This is a genomic window from Pseudomonas sp. MWU12-2037 (assembly GCF_023242345.1).
Taxonomy (GTDB): Bacteria; Pseudomonadota; Gammaproteobacteria; order Pseudomonadales; family Pseudomonadaceae; genus Aquipseudomonas; species Aquipseudomonas gingeri_D.
In genome coordinates this window covers 24,362-46,088 of the sequence record NZ_JALLIZ010000012.1, presented here as the reverse complement: position 1 = coordinate 46,088, position 21,727 = coordinate 24,362, and the positions used below count along the sequence as shown (strand labels likewise).

At 65.0% G+C, this 21,727-nt stretch carries 16 protein-coding genes; 12 read left to right on the top strand and 4 right to left on the bottom strand.

The annotated features are described in order from the left end of the window. Positions 1–68: 68 nt before the first annotated feature. From M5B42_RS21235 to tssA, 4 genes are all read right to left on the bottom strand, one after another. Positions 69–557 carry a type VI secretion system tube protein Hcp gene (locus M5B42_RS21235; protein WP_103495522.1) on the bottom strand — a complete coding sequence of 163 codons (489 nt, stop codon included), beginning with the start codon at positions 555–557 and terminating at the stop codon, positions 69–71. A 253-nt stretch (positions 558–810) separates the two neighbouring features. Continuing rightward, complete coding sequence (gene tssC / locus M5B42_RS21230; RefSeq protein WP_248746906.1) at positions 811–2,304, bottom strand: type VI secretion system contractile sheath large subunit; 1,494 nt, start codon at positions 2,302–2,304, stop codon at positions 811–813. Positions 2,305–2,319: 15 nt separating this feature from the next. Continuing rightward, entirely contained in the window at positions 2,320–2,835 is a 516-nt protein-coding gene (gene tssB / locus M5B42_RS21225) for a type VI secretion system contractile sheath small subunit (RefSeq protein WP_103495520.1), read from the bottom strand. Between the two features lie 81 nt (positions 2,836–2,916). Next, a complete protein-coding gene (tssA, locus tag M5B42_RS21220; protein WP_248746905.1) occupies positions 2,917–3,945 on the bottom strand; it encodes a type VI secretion system protein TssA in 1,029 nt (342 codons plus the stop codon). A 392-nt stretch (positions 3,946–4,337) separates the two neighbouring features. Between tssA and tagH the strand changes: the two genes are divergently transcribed. The 12 genes from tagH (at position 4,338) to tagQ (ending at position 21,613) form a co-directional block, all read left to right on the top strand. Continuing rightward, positions 4,338–5,744, top strand: a complete 1,407-nt coding sequence (gene tagH / locus M5B42_RS21215) for a type VI secretion system-associated FHA domain protein TagH (RefSeq protein WP_248746904.1) — start codon at positions 4,338–4,340, stop codon at positions 5,742–5,744. A 62-nt stretch (positions 5,745–5,806) separates the two neighbouring features. After that, positions 5,807–6,316 carry a type VI secretion system lipoprotein TssJ gene (gene tssJ, locus M5B42_RS21210; protein ID WP_103495517.1) on the top strand — a complete coding sequence of 170 codons (510 nt, stop codon included), beginning with the start codon at positions 5,807–5,809 and terminating at the stop codon, positions 6,314–6,316. Between the two features lie 15 nt (positions 6,317–6,331). Then, positions 6,332–7,666: a type VI secretion system baseplate subunit TssK gene (tssK, locus tag M5B42_RS21205; protein ID WP_152736658.1), complete on the top strand. Its 1,335-nt coding sequence runs from the start codon at positions 6,332–6,334 to the stop codon at positions 7,664–7,666. Between the two features lie 6 nt (positions 7,667–7,672). After that, complete coding sequence (locus tag M5B42_RS21200; protein WP_103495515.1) at positions 7,673–8,992, top strand: DotU family type VI secretion system protein; 1,320 nt, start codon at positions 7,673–7,675, stop codon at positions 8,990–8,992. After that, a complete protein-coding gene (gene tssM / locus M5B42_RS21195) occupies positions 8,989–12,492 on the top strand; it encodes a type VI secretion system membrane subunit TssM (RefSeq protein WP_248746903.1) in 3,504 nt (1,167 codons plus the stop codon). The genes M5B42_RS21200 and tssM overlap by 4 nt, the downstream gene beginning before the upstream one ends. Then, entirely contained in the window at positions 12,489–13,142 is a 654-nt protein-coding gene (gene tagF / locus M5B42_RS21190) for a type VI secretion system-associated protein TagF (protein ID WP_248746902.1), read from the top strand. The genes tssM and tagF overlap by 4 nt, the downstream gene beginning before the upstream one ends. Beyond that, positions 13,143–13,871, top strand: a complete 729-nt coding sequence (locus M5B42_RS21185) for a protein phosphatase 2C domain-containing protein (protein WP_103495512.1) — start codon at positions 13,143–13,145, stop codon at positions 13,869–13,871. Between the two features lie 14 nt (positions 13,872–13,885). Then, positions 13,886–16,948, top strand: coding sequence for a serine/threonine-protein kinase (locus M5B42_RS21180; protein WP_248746901.1), 3,063 nt, complete (start codon positions 13,886–13,888; stop codon positions 16,946–16,948). Then, positions 16,948–17,664 carry an ABC transporter ATP-binding protein gene (locus M5B42_RS21175; RefSeq protein WP_248746900.1) on the top strand — a complete coding sequence of 239 codons (717 nt, stop codon included), beginning with the start codon at positions 16,948–16,950 and terminating at the stop codon, positions 17,662–17,664. Before M5B42_RS21180 ends, M5B42_RS21175 begins: the two co-directional genes overlap by 1 nt. Continuing rightward, complete coding sequence (locus tag M5B42_RS21170; protein WP_248746899.1) at positions 17,661–18,866, top strand: ABC transporter permease; 1,206 nt, start codon at positions 17,661–17,663, stop codon at positions 18,864–18,866. Before M5B42_RS21175 ends, M5B42_RS21170 begins: the two co-directional genes overlap by 4 nt. Then, complete coding sequence (locus M5B42_RS21165; protein ID WP_248746898.1) at positions 18,859–20,586, top strand: SUMF1/EgtB/PvdO family nonheme iron enzyme; 1,728 nt, start codon at positions 18,859–18,861, stop codon at positions 20,584–20,586. Before M5B42_RS21170 ends, M5B42_RS21165 begins: the two co-directional genes overlap by 8 nt. 85 nt (positions 20,587–20,671) lie before the next feature. Beyond that, positions 20,672–21,613, top strand: a complete 942-nt coding sequence (gene tagQ / locus M5B42_RS21160) for a type VI secretion system-associated lipoprotein TagQ (protein WP_103495507.1) — start codon at positions 20,672–20,674, stop codon at positions 21,611–21,613. The last annotated feature ends 114 nt before the right edge of the window (positions 21,614–21,727 follow it).

Genomic DNA, 21,727 nt, shown 5'->3' with positions numbered 1-21,727 from the left:
CACCGGGAGTGAATCGAATTCGGGGTAACACCGCATGCCCCCGACGCTGAGCGCCAGGGGCGTAGGGGTCAGAGCTTGATGTTCGAGCGGATGTTCCAGCCGAACTTGACCGGGCCGCCTTGCTTGGAGCCGTCGGCTTTCTGCTCCTGGTACTCGACCTTGACCTGGGCGAAGTTCAGGGTGACGTTTTCGGTCAGGCGATCATCGCTGCCCGAACCGCCGGTGCTCAGGGACGTGACCAGCACTTCTTCCAGGTCGATCTTCATGTACTCGACCTGGCTTTCGCCGCCGGCCTTGCGCACCACCAGGGTGACCTTGTCGATGTGCTTGCCGCTGGCGCAATGCATCATCAGGTTCGGCGACGCCTTGTCGACGTACTTGGTCAACGACAGGTCCTGGATATTGACCTTGCCGGCACCGCCGCCACCACCCATATGCATGTTGCCGGACTGGGACATGCCCCAGCTCCAGTTGAGGACGTCGATTTCCTCTTTGTGGGCCTTGTCCTGGGACTCGCCCTTGATGTCGCCGATCTTGATGAAGATATCAACAGCCATGTTTTCTCCAGTGTGGTCTTCACCACGATGTTGTTGGACAGGACCCGCCGGGTAGGGGGGCGGGTTCGCTGTTATCGCGGGTTACACGGTCCCTTGTGGGAGCTGGCTTGCTGGCGATCGGCCGCGAAGCGGTCGTAAATCCCGAGTACCCGGTCTTCCAGGAAGACCGCGTTCTGCGGTTTTGCGAGTGCTGCACACTCGATCGCCGGCAAGCCGGCTCCTACAGGGTGGGTGGCACCCACAAGGTTCGGGATTACGCCCCTTTTGCCGACGGCAGCTTCGACACCAGGCGCAACGACACCGTCAGGCCTTCGAGCTGGTAGTGCGGGCGCAGGAAGAACTTGGAGGTGTAGTAACCCGGGTTGCCCTCGACGTCCTCGACCACCACTTCCGCCGCGGCCAGTGGGTGCTGGGCCTTGGTGGTTTCGGTGGAGTGGGCCGGATCGCCGTCCACATAGTTGAGGATCCAGTCCTGCAACCAGCGCTGCATCTCGTCCTTCTCTTTGAACGAACCGATCTTGTCGCGCACGATGCACTTGAGGTAATGGGCAAAGCGGCAGGTGGCGAACAGGTACGGCAGGCGCGCGGCCAGGTTGGCGTTGGCGGTGGCGTCCGGGTCGTCGTATTCGGCCGGTTTCTGCAGCGACTGGGCGCCGATAAACGCGGCGAAGTCGGTGTTCTTCTTGTGCAACAGCGGCATGAAGCCGTTCTTCGCCAACTCGGCTTCGCGACGGTCGGAGATCGCGATTTCGGTCGGGCACTTCATGTCCACGCCACCGTCGTCGGTGGGGAAGGTGTGGGCCGGCAGGTTCTGCACTTCGCCGCCGGATTCGACGCCGCGAATCCGCGAGCACCAGCCGTAGTGCTTGAACGAACGGTTGATGTTCGCCGCCATGGCGTAGGCCGCGTTGGCCCAGGTGTACTTGGCGCTGTCGGCGCCGTCGGTGTCTTCTTCGAAGGCGAAGGCTTCCACCGGATCGGTCTTGGCGCCATAGGGCAGGCGTGCCAGGAAGCGCGGCATGGTCAGGCCGATGTAGCGCGAGTCTTCCGATTCACGCAGCGAACGCCAGCCGGCATATTCCGGGGTGGTGAAGATCTTGGTCAGGTCGCGGGGGTTCGACAGTTCCTGCCACGAGCCCATGCCCATCACGGTCGGCGAAGCGGCGGCAATGAACGGCGCGTGCATCGCCGCGCAGACCTTGGACAGCTCGCCGAGCAGCTCGACATCCGGTGGCGACTGGTCGAAGTAGTAGTCGCCCACCAGGCAGCCGTAAGGCTCGCCGCCGAACTGGCCGTATTCCTCTTCGTACATTTTCTTGAAGATCGGGCTCTGGTCCCAGGCCGTGCCCTTGAATTTCTTCAGGGTCTTGTGCAACTCCGGCTTGGCGATGTTCAGCACGCGGATCTTCAGCTGTTCGTCGCTTTCGGTGTTGTTGACCAGGTAGTGCAGGCCGCGCCAGGCGCTTTCCAGCTGCTGGAACTCAGGGTGATGGATCACCTGGTTGACCTGCGCGGTGAGCTTGGCGTCAATGGCGGCGATGATCGATTCGATGGACTTGATGGCGTCGTTGGACACCAGGTCGGTCTGCGCCAGGGCCTGTTCGGCCAGGGTGCGCACGGCGCCCTCGACGGCTTCGCGGGCGCGCTCGGTCTTGGGTTTGAATTCCTGCATCAGCAGGTTGGCGAATTCGCTGGGCTCGGTGCTGGTGCCGGGCAACGCCTGGTTGTCTTGCTGCAACTGGGTCATGATCGTTCGTCCTGATTAAGCGCTGGGCTCGGAGTCCTGGGGCTTTGGCGCACTCGCCAGGGCCTGGAGCAACGCCGGATCCTTGATGGCCTTCATGATGATTTCTTCGGCGCCGGTCTTGCCGTCCATGTAGGTCAGCAGGTTGGCCAGTTGAGTGCGGGCTTCGAGCAGCTTGTTCAGGGCATCGACCTTGCGCGCGACGTTGGCCGGGCTGAAGTCCTCCAGGCTTTCGAAGGTGATGTCCAGGCTCAGGTTGCCTTCGCCGGTCAATTCGTTCGGCACGTGGAACGCCACCCGTGGCTGCATGGCCTTGAGGCGCGAGTCGAAATTGTCGACGTCGATTTCCAGGAACTTGCGGTCGGCCACCGCTGGCAGCGGTTCGGCGGGCTTGCCGGCGAGGTCGGCCATCACGCCCATGACGAAGGGCAACTGGACCTTTTTCTCGGCACCGTAGAGTTCTACGTCGTACTCGATCTGGACCCGTGGCGCGCGGTTGCGCGCAATGAATTTCTGAGAACTGGTGTTCGCCACGTTGTTGCTCCTGGTCGCTCAAGCGACGGTGTTGGCGTTATCGGTGGTTGCCGTTAACTAAGCGGCGCGGTCTCGGCGGGCTTAGTCGCCCTCGGGGCCCCGCAGGTTTTCAAATTGGGACAGGCCGTCGGGAATCAGGTTGCGCACGATGGTCGCGAAGTCGGCGTGCACCAGGTTTTTCGCCCGGTTCAACAGCACCGGCAGCGGGCTGGAGGGCTCGTGGCGGGCGTAGTAGTTCAGCAGACGCTCGAGGCTGCGCAGGACATCGTCGCGGTTGCCGATCTCGCCCGGTGGCGCGCCGCGCGGGGCGATCGGGGCGGCGCTGTCTTCGCCATGCACGGCGGGGGCCGGCTCGGATGCGTTCGCGGTCGATTCGCCGGTGTCAGTGCCGGGCGCGTATTCGGCGAGGATCTGCAAGGCCAGCTTGAGCGGCTGGCGCAGGGCGGTGAGATCCACGCCTTCGGCCGAACCGACCTGGTCGCTGACGAAACGCTCGATGGCGTCGACGGCGCCACGGGCTTCGTTGAGCGCGGTGCGTACGGCGGCAAGCTGCTCGGGGTCGCTGTCGCGCAGGGCGCCGGACAGTTCGTCGGCGTTCAGGCTTTCGTCGGAGAAACCTTGCAGGCCGCTGGCGTTCAGCGCGGCGCGCAGGGTCACGGTGCCGAAGGCCCGGGAGCGGGTCAGCACGCTTTCGCGCAACAGGCGGATATTGGTTTCGCAGGCCAGCCCCGAGAGCGCGTTGATCCGCACCGTGGGGTCATTGTCGTCATCGGCATCGAGCAGCGGATAAAGTTCGGCCCAGTACTGCTGGAGCATCTGGCTGACCAGGGCCAGGGCATTGGCGAGTCCCGGAAAACCGTCGAGGGCCAGGGCGCTTTGCACGAGAAAATGGCTGATGCGCAGGTCTTTGCTGCGTTGCAGGAGCGCCGTGCTCGACTGCTCGATGGCGCGCCACGCCGGCGGTTCGGCCGCTTGCACCGAGTCGCCCATGATGCGCTCGGGTTTACCTTGGGCATCGCGCTCCAATTGCAAGAATTGCGCGTCATATTCCAGATCCTCGCCACAAGGCGAGTTCGCTGAAACAGCGGCGAGCAACAACGGCACATCCACCAAATTCGATCTCCTTATCGGCCTGCTGGATAGTCAGGCATTTGTTCCGAAAGTTCCTTCGGAAAACTCTCATATTTCTCGTGGGCATATACAGGGTGATATCATTGAGCTATCACCTGTAAACAAGAAGTTGTGCATTTTTGGTGTAGTAGTTATAGCTTGTCAAGGTAAGCTATCGGCCCTTTGTTACCGTTGTGACACACTCGTCAAGGCTGTCGACTGCTGAGTCAGAGCGTGTGCGTTTTTAATAATTTTGTAGGTAGAATTCGCTAGATTCGGCGAACTGGCTGAAAAAGATAGGTTTTTTAGCGGATTTTCGTGGCCATGACGGGGCTCGGCGCAAGGTGTTTGTGCCGGGTGGCTCGTGCGTGGATGTACTGCAAGGAGGCGCAATGTCGCTGTGTTTGACTATCACTAGTTATCACAAGATCACCCCTGGTCAATGTCCGGAGAAATCCATGGATACCGGGGTGATGGCAATTGGCCGTAGTTCCGAGAATGACTGGGTTCTTCCCGATCCGGAGCGGCTGGTGTCCTCTAAACATTGCGTTATTCAATACAAGGATGGTCGTTACTATCTGACGGACACCAGTACCAATGGCGTGGAGTTAGTTCAGGCCGGTATTCGTTTGCGTCGAGGTAACAGCGAACCGTTGCAGGACGGCGAGATCATCCGCATCGGTGAATACGAGATCCGTGCGCGTATCGATTTCAACCTGCAGCTGGCCCGGGACAGCCTGTCGGGGGGCGATTCGTCCAACAGTTTCGAAGCGTTGATGGGGCGCGCGGCCGCTGTTCCGGCCGCCTCGCCGGTGAGCACCCCGGCCGCGCATTTCCAGGGCGGTTCGGCGATGGATACGCTGCCGGACCTGTTTGATTTCCTGGCGCCGTCGAGCATTCCACCCGCGACCCAGTCGGACCATGTGCCGGCGCAGCAGCATGACTTTCGACCTCCCACGCCGGTGATCAGCCCGGCACCCGTGGTGCTGCCGAAAGCGCCGGGCGCCGGGGTGATTCCCGAAGACTGGGACTTGTTTGGCGACACGCCCAAGGCACCGGCCAGCGCGCCGATTGCGGCGCCTGTTCCTGTGGCGATTGCCGAGGCTGTCGCCGAGCCGACACCGATTCCCATGCCCACGCCGACAGTGGCCCCGGTCAGCCAGCCGGCACCCGTGGCGGTGTCGAGCGGTGCGCCCCAAGCCGATTTGCTGCAAGCCTTCCTGCGTGGCGCCGGCCTCGACCAGTTGCGTATCGACACCGCCCAGGTGGAGGCGCAGATGGAAGCCATCGGCCGCAGCTACCGGCTGATGGTCGAGGGCCTGATCGATGTGCTGCGGGCCCGCAGCAGTCTCAAGGGCGAGTTCCGCATGCAGCAGACGCTGATCCGCCCGGTGGAAAACAACCCGCTGAAATTCGCCCCGAATGCCGATGAAGCGCTGCTCCTGCTGCTGCGTCATGGCAACCAGGCGTTTATGGCGCCGGACCAGGCGGTCAGCGACAGTTTCGATGACCTGCGGGCGCACCAGATGGCGGTGATGGCGGGTGTCGAGGCGGCGATCAAACACCTGCTCAAGCGTTTCGAACCGTCGGCGCTGGAGACCCGCATGGGCAAGCCCGGCGGTTTGTCGAACCTATTCAGCGGTTCGCGCCAGGCCCAGTACTGGCAGCAGTTCACCGAGCTGTACACGAATATTTCCCGTGAGGCCGAAGAGGATTTCCAGGATTTGTTTGGGCGGGAGTTCAGCCGGGCGTATGAGGAACACAGCGCGCGGTTGCGCAAGGGATCGGGGCGTTTGTAGCCGCGCGGTTGTCTGCAAAACAGGATTTAACGGAAAGCTCATAACGTCATTGAGGACGCAGGATGATTCACCGAGTTTTACTGGCCGCAGCCCTTACGCTGCTGCTCGGCGCATGTGCCAAGGACGCGGCTGCCCCAGCGCCTGCTGACGCCCCCGTGGCCGACAGCGCTACCGCTTCCCTGCATTTCCACGCCATTGGCGGGCTCAACCCCGGCGCCGACGGCGTGCCCGCACCCGTGCGCGTGCGGATTTTCGAGTTGAAGAACAGTGCCAACTTCAACCGCGCCGACTACTTCGCCCTGGCCGACCGCGCCCAGGCGACCCTCGGCGCCGACCTGATCGACCAGGATGAAGTCCTGGTCCAGCCCGGCGAGCAACTGGATATCGAACGAGCGCTCAACCCCGCGACCCGCCAGGTCGGCCTGGTGGTGGGCTATCGCGAAGTCGACCAGGCGCTCTGGCGCACGCTGCTGGTCATCACGCCCAAGCAACTCAACGACTATCAGATCAGCCTCGATGTGCGCGCCGTACGCAGCGCCATTGTCGTGACCCCAACCCGCACCGCCCCCTAGGCAAACGGAGAAGCCATGTCCTGGAACAATCGAGTGGTCTGGTCGGAAGGCATGTTCATCGGAACGCAGCACTTCCAGCAGCATGACCGCTATCTGGAGAACCTGATCGACGCGCGCAGCCGACCCTTGGCCGTCGGTGCCTGGGGTTTTTCCGAGCTGCTGATCGACCAGGGTTTGCTGGCCCAGGGCAAGCTGGCCATCGTCTCGGCCCGGGGCCTGCTGCCGGATGGCACACCGTTCAATATCCCCCACGACGACCTGGCGCCAAGCCCGCTGACCATCGACGAAAGCCTGCGCGACGGCCTGGTCTACCTGGCCTTGCCGCTCAAGCGCGCCGGCTCGCGGGACACCGTCGACGAAGGCGAGGCCCTGGGCGGTGCGCGTTACCTGAGCCAGGTCCGCGAAGTCCGTGACGATAATGCGCCATTCGAGAACCGCGCGCCGGTGGCCTTGGGTTCGCGGGCCTTGCGTCTGTTGACCGCCGAAGATGGCCTGGGCGATTACGCCGCCATCGGTCTGGTGCGGGTCAAGGAAAAGCGTGCCGATCGCGCCCTGGTCCTCGACGACAGCTATGTCCCGCCGGTGCTCGATGTGACCGCGAGCAAGCCGCTGACGGCGTTTCGCAGCGAACTGCTGGGCCTGCTGCACCAGCGTGGCGAAGCCCTGGCCGGGCGCGTGGTGGCTTCGGGGGCCGGCGGGGCCTCGGAAATTGCCGATTTCATGCTGCTGCAACTGGTCAACCGCGCCCAGCCGCTGATCAGCCACCTGAGCCAGATCAGCCCCCTGCACCCGGAGCGCCTGTACAGCGAGCTGGTCAGCCTGGCCGGCGAGTTTGCCACCTTCTCCAGCAGCGGTCGGCGCCCGGCCACGTTCCCGGCCTATCAACACGATGACCTGGCGTTGAGCTTCGCGCCGGTCATGCAGGCCCTGCGCGAAGCTCTGTCTATGTTGATCGACAGCAAGGCGACGCCGATTCCGATTGTCGAGAAAGCCTATGGCATCCACGTCGCAATGCTGGCGGACCGCGGCCTGATCGACAACGCCAGCTTCATCCTCGTGGTGCGCGCCGATATCCCCAGCGAAACCCTGCGCGGGCGCTTCGCCCAGCAGAGCAAGGTCGGTTCGGTGGAGCACATCCGCGATCTGGTCAACCTGCAACTGCCGGGCATCGGCCTGCTGCCGCTGCCGGTGGCGCCACGGCAGATTCCGTTCCATGCCGGCTCCACCTACTACGAACTCGACCGGGGCAGCGAGCACTGGAAACAGCTGCAGAACTCCGGCGGTTTCGCCTTCCATGTCGCCGGCGATTTTCCCGGCTTGAACCTGGCCTTCTGGGCAATCCGAGGATAAGCCGCGATGAATGCCAACGATGATCTGTCGGGCCAACCGTTGCCTGCCAACGACCGTACCCAGTTTATGCCGCGCCCCGGTGGTCGGGCGCCTGAGCCTGCCCGTGCCGAACCGGCGGCCCCGCTGTCGGTGCCGGCCGCGCCGCTGCCGATCGGCCAGTCCCAAGGCCTGAACCCCTTGGAGAGCGCCGCCGGCCCCTTGCTCGCCTTGCTCACGCGCCTGCGCAACACCATCGCCCATCCGGCGCCGGCCAGCCTGCGGGCGCAATTGCTGGCTTATCTGCGCCAGTTCGAAGAGCGTGCCGAAGGTGCCGGTATGGCCCGCAACGAGGTGCTGCTGGCGCGTTACGCGCTGTGCACCGCCCTCGACGAAGCGGTGCTGAGCACGCCTTGGGGCAGTGCCGGCGACTGGGGCAAGCAGAGTCTGCTGATCACCGTGCACAACGAAGCCTGGGGTGGCGAGAAGGTCTTCCAGTTGCTCGACCATTGCCTGCAAAGTCCGCGCGAACGCCTGTATCTGCTGGAGCTGTTGTACCTGTGCATCTGCCTGGGATTCGAAGGTCGCTACCGGGTGATGATCGACGGTCGCAGCCAGCTCGATGCCCTGCGCGAGCGCACCAGCGCGGCGATCCGCAGTGCCCGTGGCGAATATGAGCGCGAGCTGTCGCCGCACTGGCGCGGCCTGACGGTGGTGCGGGATCGCCTGAGCCAGTTCATGCCGCCCTGGGTCGGCATCGCCGTCGGCCTGGCGCTGTTGCTGGTCCTGCTGTTCGGCCTGCGCCTGAAGCTGGCCGCCGACGCCGAGCCGGTGTTTCGCAATATCCATGCCCTGGGCGAGATCCCGGTGCAGACCATCGACCGTCCGGTGATCCAGCCCAAGGTGGTGGAACGGCCACGCCTGGCCGGTTTTCTCGCCGATGACATCAAGGCCGGCAAGGTCGCCGTGGAAGACAAGGTCGACCGCTCGGTGGTGACGATTCGCGGCGACGAACTCTTCGCCTCGGCCAGTTCCAGCATTGTCGACGACTACCAGCCGCTGATGCTGCGCATCGCCGATGCCATTCGCAACGTGAAAGGCCAGGTGCGGATCACCGGGCACAGCGACAACCGGCCCATCGCGACCCTGCGTTTCCCGTCCAACTGGGCATTGTCCCAGGCCCGGGCCGAGCAGGTGCTGCAGATCCTCGCGGCGAAAACCGGCACGCCTGCACGCTTCAGCGCCGAAGGGCGTAGCGACACCGAGCCGCTGGCTTCGAACGCCACGGCCGAGGGCCGGGCGAAGAATCGTCGGGTGGAAATCACAGTCTTGGCGGAGGGCGTCGAGTGAAGGCGTTTTTCAGTTTTGTCGTTCGCTGGGTGATTCCGCTGTTGGGGCTGATCGCCCTGAGCCTGATCATCTGGTTTGTCGGTCCGCTGCTGGAAGTGCTGGTGCCGGAAGGTCGGCGCTGGACGCTGATCATCCTGATCTTCGCGGTGTGGATCGCTTACCGCGTGTTCCGTCTGATCCAGGCCCGGCGCCAGGCCGCCAAGGTCATGCAGAGCCTGGCCGCGGAGACCCCGCCGGACCCCGCCAGTGTTGCCACCGCCGAAGAGCTGGCGACCCTGCGCCAGCGCATGGCCGAGGCCCTGGCGCTGCTCAAGAAAGCCAAGCTCGGCGGTGACGAACGTCGCAACCTCTACGAGCTGCCGTGGTACGTGATCATCGGCCCGCCGGGTTCGGGCAAGACCACCGCGCTGGTCAACTCCGGGCTGCATTTCCCCCTGGCCGCGCAGTTCGGCGCCGGGGCCATTCGCGGTGTCGGCGGTACGCGCAACTGCGACTGGTGGTTCACCGACGAAGCCGTGCTGCTGGACACCGCCGGCCGCTACACCACCCAGGATAGCCATGCCCAGGTGGACAAGGCGGCCTGGCTGGGTTTTCTCGGCCTGCTGAAAACCCAGCGTCCGCGGCGGCCCATCGACGGCGCCTTTATCGCCATCAGCCTGTCGGACCTGCTGCTCAGCACCGACGCCGAGCGCGCTGCCCATGCCACGGCGATCCGCGCCCGTATCCAGGAGTTGTACACCCAGCTCGGTGTACGTTTCCCGATCTACCTGATGCTGACCAAGCTCGACCTGGTGCCAGGGTTCATGGAGTTCTTCGATGCCCTGAGCAAGGAAGAGCGGGCCCAGGTCTGGGGCATGACCTTCGACCTGGACGACGGCAAGAACGCCGCCGGTCCGCTGGCGAGTTTTCAAAAAGAGTTTGCCGGGCTCGAGCAGCGCCTCAATGCGCGGCTGGTGGAGCGTCTGCAACAGGAACGCGACCCGGCGCGGCGCGACCTGATCTACGGTTTCCCGCAGCAGTTCGGCGCGTTGAAGACCTGTCTGCAGGATTTCCTCGACGGCGTGTTCAAGCCCAATGCCTATGAAGATCGCGCCTTGCTGCGCGGGGTGTACTTCACCAGCGGCACCCAGGAAGGCAGCCCCATCGACCGCCTGATCGGCGCCATGGCCCAGAGCATGAACCTCGACCGCCAACAGCTGGCGCGCCAGAGCGGCAGCGGGCGCAGCTACTTTATCGAGAAGCTGTTCACCGCCGTGGCCTTCGCCGAGCGCGGGCTGGTGGGGGTCGACCCCAAGGTCGAACAGCGGCGCAAATGGTTGGCCCGTGGGGTGCTGGCGACCACGGTCGCTGTGGTGCTGGTGGTCGGTACGCTGTGGTGGGTGAGTTTCCGCGCCAACGAGGCCTATATCACCCAGGTCGACCAGGAGGTCGCGCCCCTGGGCCAGAGCGTGCAGGAACTCAGCCCGGCGCAACGCGACGTGCTGGCGGTGCTGCCGTTGCTCAATGCGGTCAAGCACCTGGCCGGCGATGCGCCAAACTGGGCCGAAGGCCTGGGCCTGTACCAGGGCGATATGCTCGAAGCCGAGTCCGCCAGCGTCTATCGCAAGTTGCTGATCGCGGTGTTCGCACCGCGCCTGCTGACCCGGGTCGAAGAACAACTGCACGGCGGCGGCAATTCGGACTTCCTCTACGAAGGCCTGAAAGCCTACCTGATGCTGGCCGACAACGAGCATTACGACCCGCAGTTCATCAAGGCCTGGATCGCCCTCGACTGGGACCGCAGTCTGCCACGGGATCTGCCGCCGGAGCAGCGCGTCGCTCTCGGTGAGCATCTGCAAGCCTTGTTCGAACGCCGTCCACCGAATGCCCGGCTGGACGAACGGCTGATCGACGACCTGCGCCGCCAACTGCAACAACTGCCAGTGGCGCAACGGGTCTATGACCGGGTCAAACGCCAGAAGCTGCCGGAAGGTGTGCCGGATTTCCGTCTGAACGAGGCCGCCGGGCGGGATGCGGCGCTGGTGTTCAGTCGCAAGAGCGGCAAGCCCCTGGGCGATCCCCTGAGCGGCTTCTTCACCGCCAAGGGTTATCGCCAGGCCTTCCTGCTGACCAGCTTGAACCAGGCCAATACCGTTGCCGAAGAACAATGGGTGCTGGGCCGCGACCCGGCCGAACAGCAGAATGTCGCCAGCCTCGCGGCGGATGTGCGGCGCCTGTATTTCCAGGACTATCTGCGCCAGTGGGATGCCTTGCTCGCCGATATCGACTTCGTGCCCATCACCAGCGTGGCCCAGGCCTCGGATGTGCTGCGGGTGATTTCCGGTCCGACCTCGCCGCTGAAAAAGCTGCTGGTGGCGGTGGCCAAGGAAACGGATCTGCAACAGGACGAGCGTCTGCTGGCGGCCCAGGGCAAGCCGGTCGCGGGCAATGTCGATCAACTCAAGCAGCGCCTCGGTTCCCTGCTCGGTCAGGAACAGGCGACGGGCAATGCTGCGCCGGTGGAGACGCAAGACCCGGTGAGTGCGCACTTCGCCGAACTCAATGCCCTGGTCAACAAGGGTGAAGGCGAGCCGGCGGCCATCGATGCCTTGCTGGCGGACCTGAATGCGCTCTACGTGCAGGTCAGCGCCATGTCCGGTGCCAGTGGCGATGCCCTGCTCGGTGAGGCGAAGAACCAGGCCTCGGCCGCCGCCACGCGGGTCAGCCTGAATGCCGAACGCCAGCCACCGCTGGTCCAGGGGCTGGTCAAGTCGGTGGTTACTTCCACCACCAACAGCATGATGGGCGGGGTGCGCAATCAACTGAACGCGGCCTGGACCAGCGAAGTGGTCAACGTCTACCGACAATCCCTCAGCGGCCGTTATCCGCTGACTCCCGGCAGTGCCCGGGATGCGACGTTGGAGGACTTCGGCCTGTTCTTCGGCGTTGGTGGGGTGATGGACAACTACTTCCGCAAGTATCTGCAGCCCTATGTCGACACCTCGGCAACCCCTTGGCGGTGGCAGCCGGGGGCAGCGCAGAAACTCGGGATTGCCCCTGGTGTGTTGCAGACCTTTCAACGCGCGGCAGCGATTCGCGATGCGTTTTTCCGCTCGGGCGGTACCCAGCCGACCGTACGTTTCGAACTCAAGCCAGTGGCGATGGATGCGTCCATCACCCAGTTCCAGCTTGAACTCGACGGCCAGCAGGTCGGTTATGACCATGGCCCGAGCCGGCCGGTGGCGATGCAATGGCCGAACCCTGGCAGCGTCGGCGTGGTGCGCCTGTCGATCACGCCGCCGTCGGCCAGCGGGCGCTCCGGGATCACCCTCGACGGGCCCTGGGCCTGGTTCCGCCTGCTGGAGCAATCGGACCTGGTGGCCGGCAACGCGCCGGATCGTTTCAACCTGCGCTTGCGGGTGGACGGCGCGAGCATCTCCTACGAGTTGCGCGCCAGCAGTGCCTTCAATCCCTTCAAGAGCCGCGTGCTCAATGGCTTCAGCCTGCCGGAGCGGTTATGACAACGGTGGGTTTCTACGGCAAGCTGGCCAGTCGCGGCGATTTTGTCAGTCGCGGTTTGCCGCAGAGCTTTATCCAGCCCTGGGATGCCTGGCTGGCCTCGGGCTTGCTCGCCAGCCAGCAGCAACTCGGTGCTGACTGGTTGGGTGTGTACCTGGTCAGCCCGCTCTGGCGTTTTGTGCTGGCGCCGGGCGTCTGCGGGCCGGACGCGGTGGCCGGGGTGTTGATGCCGAGCATCGACCGGGTCGGCCGCTATTTTCCACTGACCGTGGCCGTGGCCCTCGATTCCGGGCACGCCCTGGCGGCGGTGGTCGGCGGCGCGGATGCCTGGTTCGAACGGGCCGAAGCCCTGTTGCTGGCGACACTGGAGGAAGACGCCGGTTTCGAGGCTTTCGACCAGGGAGTCCAGGACCTGGGTGGCCTGCCGTTCGCCAACAAGGCACCGAGCAGCGAGTTCGCCGGCCTGCAACGCTTTGCCGCGCTCGACGCAGCGAGCCGCGCCAGCGCCCTGGCCGAACAGGCCTGTGTCGGCAGCAGCCTCTGGTGGGGACGTGGTTCGCAGCGGATCGAGGCCGGCCTGATGCGCTGCGCGGGCCTGCCGGCGACCGCCGATTTCGGCAGTTTCCTTTTGGGCAGGGGGGCGTCGATCTAAATGGCACAGACACCTGCAATCACTTACCAGTCGGCCAGCTACAGTCATGTCGGCATGGTCCGCCAGATCAACGAAGACGCCTTCCTGGAGCTGCCCGGCGCCGGGCTCTGGGTAGTGGCCGACGGCATGGGCGGGCACGCGGCGGGGGACTACGTCAGCAGCCTGATCGTCGACACCCTGCGGCGCATCCCGCCCTCGGACGCCCTGGGGCTCTACACCTCGGCCTTGCGTTCGCGCCTGGCCGAGGTCAATGCCGCCGTGCGCGAGGAAACCGCCCACCGTGGCGTGGCGATGATGGGCAGCACCGTGGTGTTGTTGGCGGTACGTGGGGCCGAAGGCGTGTGCCTGTGGGCCGGTGACAGTCGCCTGTATCGCCTGCGTGACGGCCAGTTGGAGAGCATTTCCCGCGATCACAGCTATGTCCAGGACCTGCAGGACAGCGGCCTGCTCAGCGAGGCCGAGGCGCGGGTGCATCCACGAGCAAACATCGTCACCCGGGCGATTGGCGTGGAGGCGCAAGTGGAGTTGTCGATGGTGCCGTTCCAGGTACTGCCCGGCGACACCTACCTGCTGTGCAGCGACGGCTTGAACAAGACCGCCGAAGACGCCGAGATCCGCGACGTGCTGGCCCATGCCGACCCCTATGACGTGGTCCGCAGCCTGGTGCACCTGGGCCTGACCCGGGGCGCCCCCGACAACATCACGGCGATTGTCGTCAAAGCCACCTGAAGACCCCCGACACCATGGACATTCTGATTCCCGGATTCGATATAGGCGAGGAGATTGGCGAAGGCGCCATGGCAACCGTCTATCTGGCGACCCAACGGTCGCTGGAGCGCAAGGTGGCGCTGAAAGTAATGGCGGCCGCCCTGGCCGCCGACCCGACCTTCTGCGAGCGTTTCCTGCGCGAAGGCCGGACCCTGGCGCGGCTGTCGCATCCGAACACCGTGACCATCCACGATATCGGCAATGTCGGCGAGCTGTATTACATGGCCATGGAGTACCTGCCCAACGGCACGCTCAAGGAGCGGATCGCGGCGGGGCTGAGCCCTGAGCAGGGTTTGGCATATGTCCGCCAGATCGCCTCGGCCCTGGGGTATGCCCATGCCCAGGGGCTGGTGCACCGCGATGTGAAGCCGGCCAACATCCTCTTTCGCGCCGACGGTACCGCGGTGCTCTCGGACTTCGGCATCGCCAAGTCGCTGGATGATCGCACCCAGTTCACCCAGGCCGGGTTTGCCGTGGGTACGCCGAGCTATATGAGCCCGGAACAGGCCCGGGGCCAGGACCTCGACGGGCGTTCCGACCTGTATGCGCTGGGGGTGGTGCTCTATGAAATCCTCGTCGGCAAGTTGCCCTATATCGGCACCGATGCACTGTCCACGGCCTTGGCGCACCTGACCGAGCCGCTGCCGGAGTTACCGCTGCAGCATGGGCGCTACCAGGAAGTCCTGCGCCAGCTGTTGGCCAAGGACCCGGCGGCGCGTTTCGCGGATGCGGCGGCCCTGCTGCGGGCGCTGGATAACCTCCCGGCGGAAAATCTTGATGCCACTCTGCTCCAGCCGTTGGCGATTGTGCCGCCGACTCCGACTGCACCACCCGCCAGCGACCTGGGTGGACTGACACCGGTGTCGATCGAGATTCCCACTGCGCCCCCGACACCTGCGCCGCCACCAAGACCCGCGGCTACGCCGGTGCTCGACCGTTCCGCCGAGTCCGGACAACGGCGTGGCCCGGTGCTGACGCTGGTCGCCGTGGCGGTAGCCGCCGCCCTTGGTTTGGCGGGCGTCGGTTACTGGTGGTTGGGGCGTGACAGCCATCCCGCGACGCCGAGCACAGCGGCGCAGCCACCGGCAAAAACACCGTCGGTGCTGAATCCGCCACCGGCTTCCAACCCGCCGCCGACCCAGCCACCTGGCGTGACCCAAGCCGTGGCGGCGGATCTCGACGGCGGCCAGCGCCCCTTGTTGATGGCCGGCAAGAAGACCCTGTTCCAGCGGGTCCTGAGCAAGCCCGGGGCGAGTTTTGCCAGCGAGCCGGGGGCCAAGCCGGACAAGCCGCTGCCGGCGTTCTCGGTGCTCTATGTCTACCAGCGCAAGACTGTCGACGGCAGCGCCTGGCTGCGGGTCGGTGCCGCCACTGACGGTCGCAGCGAAGGCTGGTTGCCCCAGGATGCGGTCAGCGACTGGAAGCAGAGCCTGGTGCTGAAATTTACCGAGCGTTCCGGGCGTTCGCCGGTGATGTTCCTGCGCGACGCCGCCGATATCGACAAGCTGCTGGCCAATCCTTCGGCGGCGAAGAACCTGTTGCTCAATGCACAGAAAAATCCCCAGGATGACCAGCGCGTCCTGGCCCTGGAGCCGGCCGCCAGCGCGGTGCCGCAGAACCAGTTCTACCTGCTGCCGATTTTCGATTCCCGCGAAAGCCTGGATGAAAACGGCCAGCCGGTGCAGTTGCTCAATGTCGCCTCCATCGACCCCGGCAGCACGCCGAAAGCCGTCGGCAACGGTACCGTGCCGGCCGTCGCGGCCGACACCTTCCGCACCGCCATCGTGCTGGTGGTGGACACCACGGAGTCGATGCAACCCTATATCGATCAGGTCCGCGACGTGGTCCACGAGCTGCAAAGCCAGATTGCCCAGCGTGGCGAGCTGGACAGCGTGAGCTTCGGCCTGATCGGCTTTCGCAACAATATCCAGAAGACCCCGGGCCTGCAGTACCTGACCAAGACCCTGGTGACCCTCGACCAGGGCCGCGACCCGGAGCGCTTCCTGGAGTTGGCGCGGGATGTGAAAGCGTCGACGATCTCCAGTCACTCGTTCAACGAGGACTCCTTCGCCGGGGTCATGCAGGCGGTCGACGGCATGGACTGGTCGGGCTACGGCGGCCGGCTGATCCTGCTGGTCACCGACGCCGGTTCGTTGCGCAAGAACGATCCCTACAGCAGCACCAAAATGAACGAAGCGGAGATCCGCCAGGCCGCGCTCGGCAAGCAGATCAAGATCTATGCGCTGCATCTGCGCAGCGATGCCGGGAAAAAGAACCATGCCTTCGCCGAGCAGCAGTACCGCACCCTGACCGCCGACGCCAACCCGCAGATCGGCGATTTGTATATCCCGGTCCAGGGCGGCGACGTGCACAAGCTGGGCGAGCGGGTCGGCGAGATCGGTTCGGTGTTCGCCAACCTGGTGCACCAGGTGCGCAGCAACCAGACCCAGGCCGTGCCGCTGCTGGCCGCTTCGCCGAGCCTGGCGGACAAGACGGCGGCCATCGGTTATGCCATGCACATGGATTTCCTCGGCCACAAGGCCGCCAGCCAGGCACCGCAACTGGTCAGCGCCTGGACCGCCGACCGCGACCTGACCAATCCGGCGCTACCGGCGTTCCAGGTCTGCGTGATGCTGACCAAACTGCAACTCAACGAGCTGCAACAGTCGCTGAAACTGATCGTCGACGCGGCGCGCAAGACCCAGACCTCGCCCAAGGATTTCTTCCAGGAAATCGCCAGTGCCAGTGCTTACATGAGCCGCGATCCGCAGGCCCTGCGCAAGGGCGGCAACCTGGCCGACGGCGGCCTGCTCGGCGAGTACCTGGAAGGCCTGCCGTACCGCAGCAAGTCGCTGAACATGACCCAGGACCTGTGGCTGTCGCTGAGCGTGGCCGAACAGGAAGACTTTATCGACGAACTGGACTCGAAGATCCGCCTCTACGAAACCTTCCACAACGATGTGGCCAATTGGGTCCGGTTCGGCGATGCCGAGCCGGGTGATGCGCTGTACCGCGTACCGTTGTCGACGTTGCCGTGATGATCAGTCTGCGAGAAGTGCGCAAGACGCGGGGCGAAGGCGCCCAGCGTTACAGCCTGGAGGTGCCGCGCCTGAGCCTGGCGCCCGGCGCGCAGTGGGCGGTGGTCGGGCCCAGCGGTTGCGGCAAGAGCACCTTGCTCGACCTGCTGGCGCTGGTGTTGGCGCCGGACCGGGCGGGGTTGTTTGCCTTCGACGATTCGGCGGGTGCGCAGGATATTGCCGCGCTCTGGCGTCAGGGCCAGCACGATCGCCTGGCGGACCTGCGCAGCCGAAAGCTCGGCTATGTGCTGCAGACCGGCGGCCTGCTGGGGTTTCTCGATGTGCGCGGGAATATCGCCTTGTCGCGTCGGCTTCTGGGGATGAAGGAGGATGGCAGCGTCCAGCGGCTCGCCGAGCAACTGGAAATCGCCGATCAACTGGACAAGAAGCCCCAGGCGCTTTCAGTCGGCCAGCGCCAGCGGGTCAGTTGCGCCCGGGCCTTGGCCCATGGCCCACGGCTGCTGTTGGCCGATGAGCCGACGGCAGCCCTCGATCCGCTGAATGCCGGACGGGTCATGCAGTTGCTGTTGAACCAGGCTCGGGAGCAGGGTGCCTGTTGCGTTATCGCGACCCATGATGAAACCCTGGTGCGCGACCTCGGCGTGCCGGTATTGCGGATTGCCTGCCAGCGCGATGGCGACGGTGGTGTGACGGCGACTCTGGAGCAGACGCCATGACCCGCGCCGCCCTGATCGCCGGCCTGGCCTGGCAGGACTATCGCACCGACTGGCGGCTATCGGCCTGTGCGGTGCTGGCGTTGGTGGCGGTGATCGCGCCGTTGCTGGTGCTGTTCGGCCTCAAGTTCGGCCTGGTCAGCAGCCTCACTGAACGCCTGGAGCGCGACCCGACGGTGCGCGAGATCATTCCCCTCGGCGGCGGGCGTTTCAGTGCGGCGTTTATCGCCGGGCTGGGGCAGCGTGAAGACGTCGCCTTTGCCTTGCCGCGAACCCGGCAGATCGCCGCGACCGCCGATCTTTCGACCAGCGGCCAGGGGCCGGTGGTCAATGTGGAAATGCTGCCCACCGCCGAGGGTGATCCCCTGCTCGGTGCCTTGCCCGCGCCGGTCGGCCTGGCGGCGATGCTGCTCAGCCGGACGGCGGCGGAAAAGCTCGGGGTGAAAGCGGGCGACTGGTTGCAGGTGTCTTTCGGCCGGCAGGTGGCCGGTCGCCTGGAAAGCCGCCACACACAGATTCAGGTGCAGGCGGTGTTGCCGCTGGAGGCCTTCGAGCGTGATGCGTTGTTCGCCCCGCTGGGTCTGCTGGAGGCCGCCGAGGACTATCGCGACGGCCTTGGCGTGCCGGTACTCGGCTGGGCCGGCGAGCCGGCGGGCACCGCCGCGCAGCGTGTCTATCCGGGGTTTCGCCTGTATGCCCGCGGGCTGGCCGATGTCGAGCCGCTGCGACGTTATTTCGCCGAGCGCAACCTGCTGGTCTCGACCCAGGCCCAGACCATCGCCCAGGTGCAATCCCTGAGCCGCAACCTCGGCATCGTGTTCTGGGTCATCGCTGCGTTGGCCCTGGCCGGTGCCTTCGCGGCGCTCTTCGCCGGCGCCCTGGCGGCGGTCGAGCGCAAGCGCCGCGAGCTGTCGGTGTTGCGTCTGCTCGGGCTCGGCACCCGCGCACTGCTGCTGTTCGTGGTGCTGCAAGCGCTGTACAGCGGCCTGTTTGCGGTGCTGCTCAGTGACGTGCTCTACGGCGTGGCGGAGTGGGGCCTGAACCTTTTGTTCGTACAGGCGGCCGGCGAGTACGCCAGCCGCCTGTTGTTGCCGCACTACCTGCTGGCACTTTTCAGCGTGTCGGCGGTCTGTGCTCTGGCTGCCGCCCTGGGGGGCTGGCGCGTGGCGCGGATAGAAGCTTCGGAAGGAATCAGAGATGTATAAGTTGCGCGGCGCGGCCCTGGCGGTTCTCATCGCTTCCCTGTGCCTGGGGGGCTGGGCGCGGGCCGATGAGGACAGCGAAAAACTCGACAACCCCAAGCCCCTGGCCGATGACATCAGCCTGCCATTGCCCTGTGAGGGCGAGATGGTTTTCCGCGCGGTCTATGTGTTGGCGCGCGGCACCCTCGATGACCGTGAGATCAGCCTCGGCTATCCCTTCAGCGAGGATGAGCCGGGCTACAAGCAGTCGTTTATTTCCGGTTATCGCCGGGATTTTATCAACGGTCAGTTCACCCTCAAGGACCTGCCCGGCGCCTGGCAGAAATCCATTGCCCCGACCCTGCCGAAGACCGACGCCGACTCGCCGCTCAAGCCGATGTTCTATTTCATCGGCAAGTACCCGGTCACGGCGCGCCAGTACGCCCTGGTGATGGCCCAGGCACAAGCCCTGGCCAGCGGCGAGCCGGCGCCGGCCTGTGATGCGCCGAGTGGCGTGGCCGGGCGCCTGCCCAAGGTCAAGGTCTCGCGTTTTGACGCCGAGCGTTTCTCGGCGGTCTACAGCGCCTGGTTGATGAAGTATCACCGCGACCTGCTGCCGGTCAGCGGCCGTGGCTCGTCGGCTGACGACGGTGGCCTGGGCTTTGTCCGCCTGCCCACCGAAGTCGAGTGGGAGTTCGCTGCCCGTGGCGCCCAGGCGGTCAGTCGCCAGGACCTGGAAGGCCGCCTGTTTCCACGGCGGGCGCCGGGGAGCGACAGCGACGGGCCGCTGTCCGACTACGCGGTGTTCAACCAGGTGGCCGGCGGCACCGGCCAGGCGGCGCGGCTGATGCCGATCGGCACCAAGCTGCCCAATCCCATCGGTATGTTCGACGTGATCGGCAACGCCGCGCAGATGGTCCAGGAATCCTTCCAGCTGGTGCATGCCGGACGCCGCCAGGGCACCTACGGCGGTTTTGTGGTCAAGGGCGGTAACTACCTGGAAGGCGAGGGCACGTTGTTTACCGGCATGCGCCGCGAGTACCCGCTGTTCGCCGCCGACGGCACCGAGCAGAGCAACGAGACCACCGGTTTCCGTGTGGCCGTCGGCGCACTCTCGGCGCCGCGCTCGCGCTACAAGGAGCTGTTCAGCCAATGGCAGCAGGAAGGCCGGCTGGCTTCCCTGACCGACGCCATCGACGATGCCCAGGACCCGACCAAGCGCCTGGACGGGATCATTTCCGCCAGCACCGATCCGAAGCTGCAAGCCGAGCTGGGGCTGGTCAACGAAGAGCTCAAGCGCAACGTCTCGTTGATCGCCCGCCAGCGTGAAGAGGCGGCCGGCAACCTGATCCAGTCGGCGGCCCTGGTGGCCGAGACGGTCAATAACTACAACATTCGCCTGACCAACCTGAAGAAGAGCCGCCAGCAGGCCGTCGATGCCAAGGACGAGGCCGCCGCCAAGCTGTTCGCCGGGGCCATCGAGAACGGCACCAGCGCCCTGGACGGCGCGGTGGCGATCTATATCGACAACCTGGCAACGGCCACGCGCTATACCGATGCGGTGATCCAGGCGCAGTTCCAGCGGGTCAAGGAAGAACTCAATCGCAAACCCGTGCTCGGCAACAGCCTGGTCGCACGGGCCACCTTGTTCGTTCGTCATGTCGGGGATTACCGCAAGCAACAGCGGGCCGATCCGGCGGCGATCTTGAAAGCGTTACTCGCATCGACCGCCCAGCAGCCATGAGCGGTCGGTATCCGGCGAGTGTAGAGGGGACTCGGACGGCAGGGTGCCGTACCGGGCAAGTCAAAACCAAAAAAGGGAAATAAACATGATCTTCTCCAGCAAACCCCTTGTTTCGACCTCCAAGTGCCGTGCCGCGCTGTGGGTTGCCGCCGGATTCAGCACCGTGCTGATGGGCGGTTGCGCCACTTCACCGACCTCGAAAGTCGGCGCGACGACCAAGGTCGAGTTCTACCCGACCTGCTACGAGCCGGTGCAGCACCTGCGTGCGACTGACTCGGACATGACCAAGTCGATCGCCACCGGCGCGGTGATCGGTGCGTTGGGCGGTGCCGCTCTCGGCGCGCTGACCGGCGACGACTCGGCCAAGCGTGGCCGCAATGCCGCCATCGGCGCGGCCGGCGGTGCCCTCGCGGGTGGCGCGGCGGGTTACTACACCGAGAAGCAGAAGCAGATCACCGATGACAACCAGCGCATCGGCTCCTATGCCCAGGACATCAACAAAAGTGCCGCCGACATGGACCGCAACACGGCCTATGCCAAGGCGTCGCAGAGCTGCTACCAGCGTGAGTTCGCCAACCTGGTGTCGGCACGCAAGGCCAAGACCGTCGGCGACGCCGAAGGTCGCAAGCGCCTGGCGGAAATCGTTTCGGGCCTGAAAGAGTCCAATGACCTGATCGTCGCCGTGAACGGGCGTTCGGCCGAAGACCTGAACAACTACACCCAGGCCTATGAGCAGGATCTGCGTCAGGTCGGTGTGCAGCGTACCGACGTGGTCACCGTGGCGACCGCCGACAGCAACCCGGTCGTGCCGACCACCACCAAGGGCAAGAAGGTGAAAGTGGCGAAGAAGGCGGCGCTGCCGGTCGTGCCTAAGGAAGCGGTCGCCACCGAGAAGACCCTCCAGGACGCCAACGCCAAGAAAGCCGTCAGCCAGGACGTGGCCACCAGCGGTCAGTCCCAGGTCAACAGCATGTGCAAGAACCCGGACCTGGGCGACTGGGCACCGGTGCCTTGCCCGAACGCCTAAGCGACGGATCGTCTGACAATTTGTCGGTATAAGCGTTAAACGCCTGCCGATCTCCCGGGTAAAACGGGAGATCGGTGGCGTTCTTCAGGTAAAGCGCTACACTGCGCCGGCCGT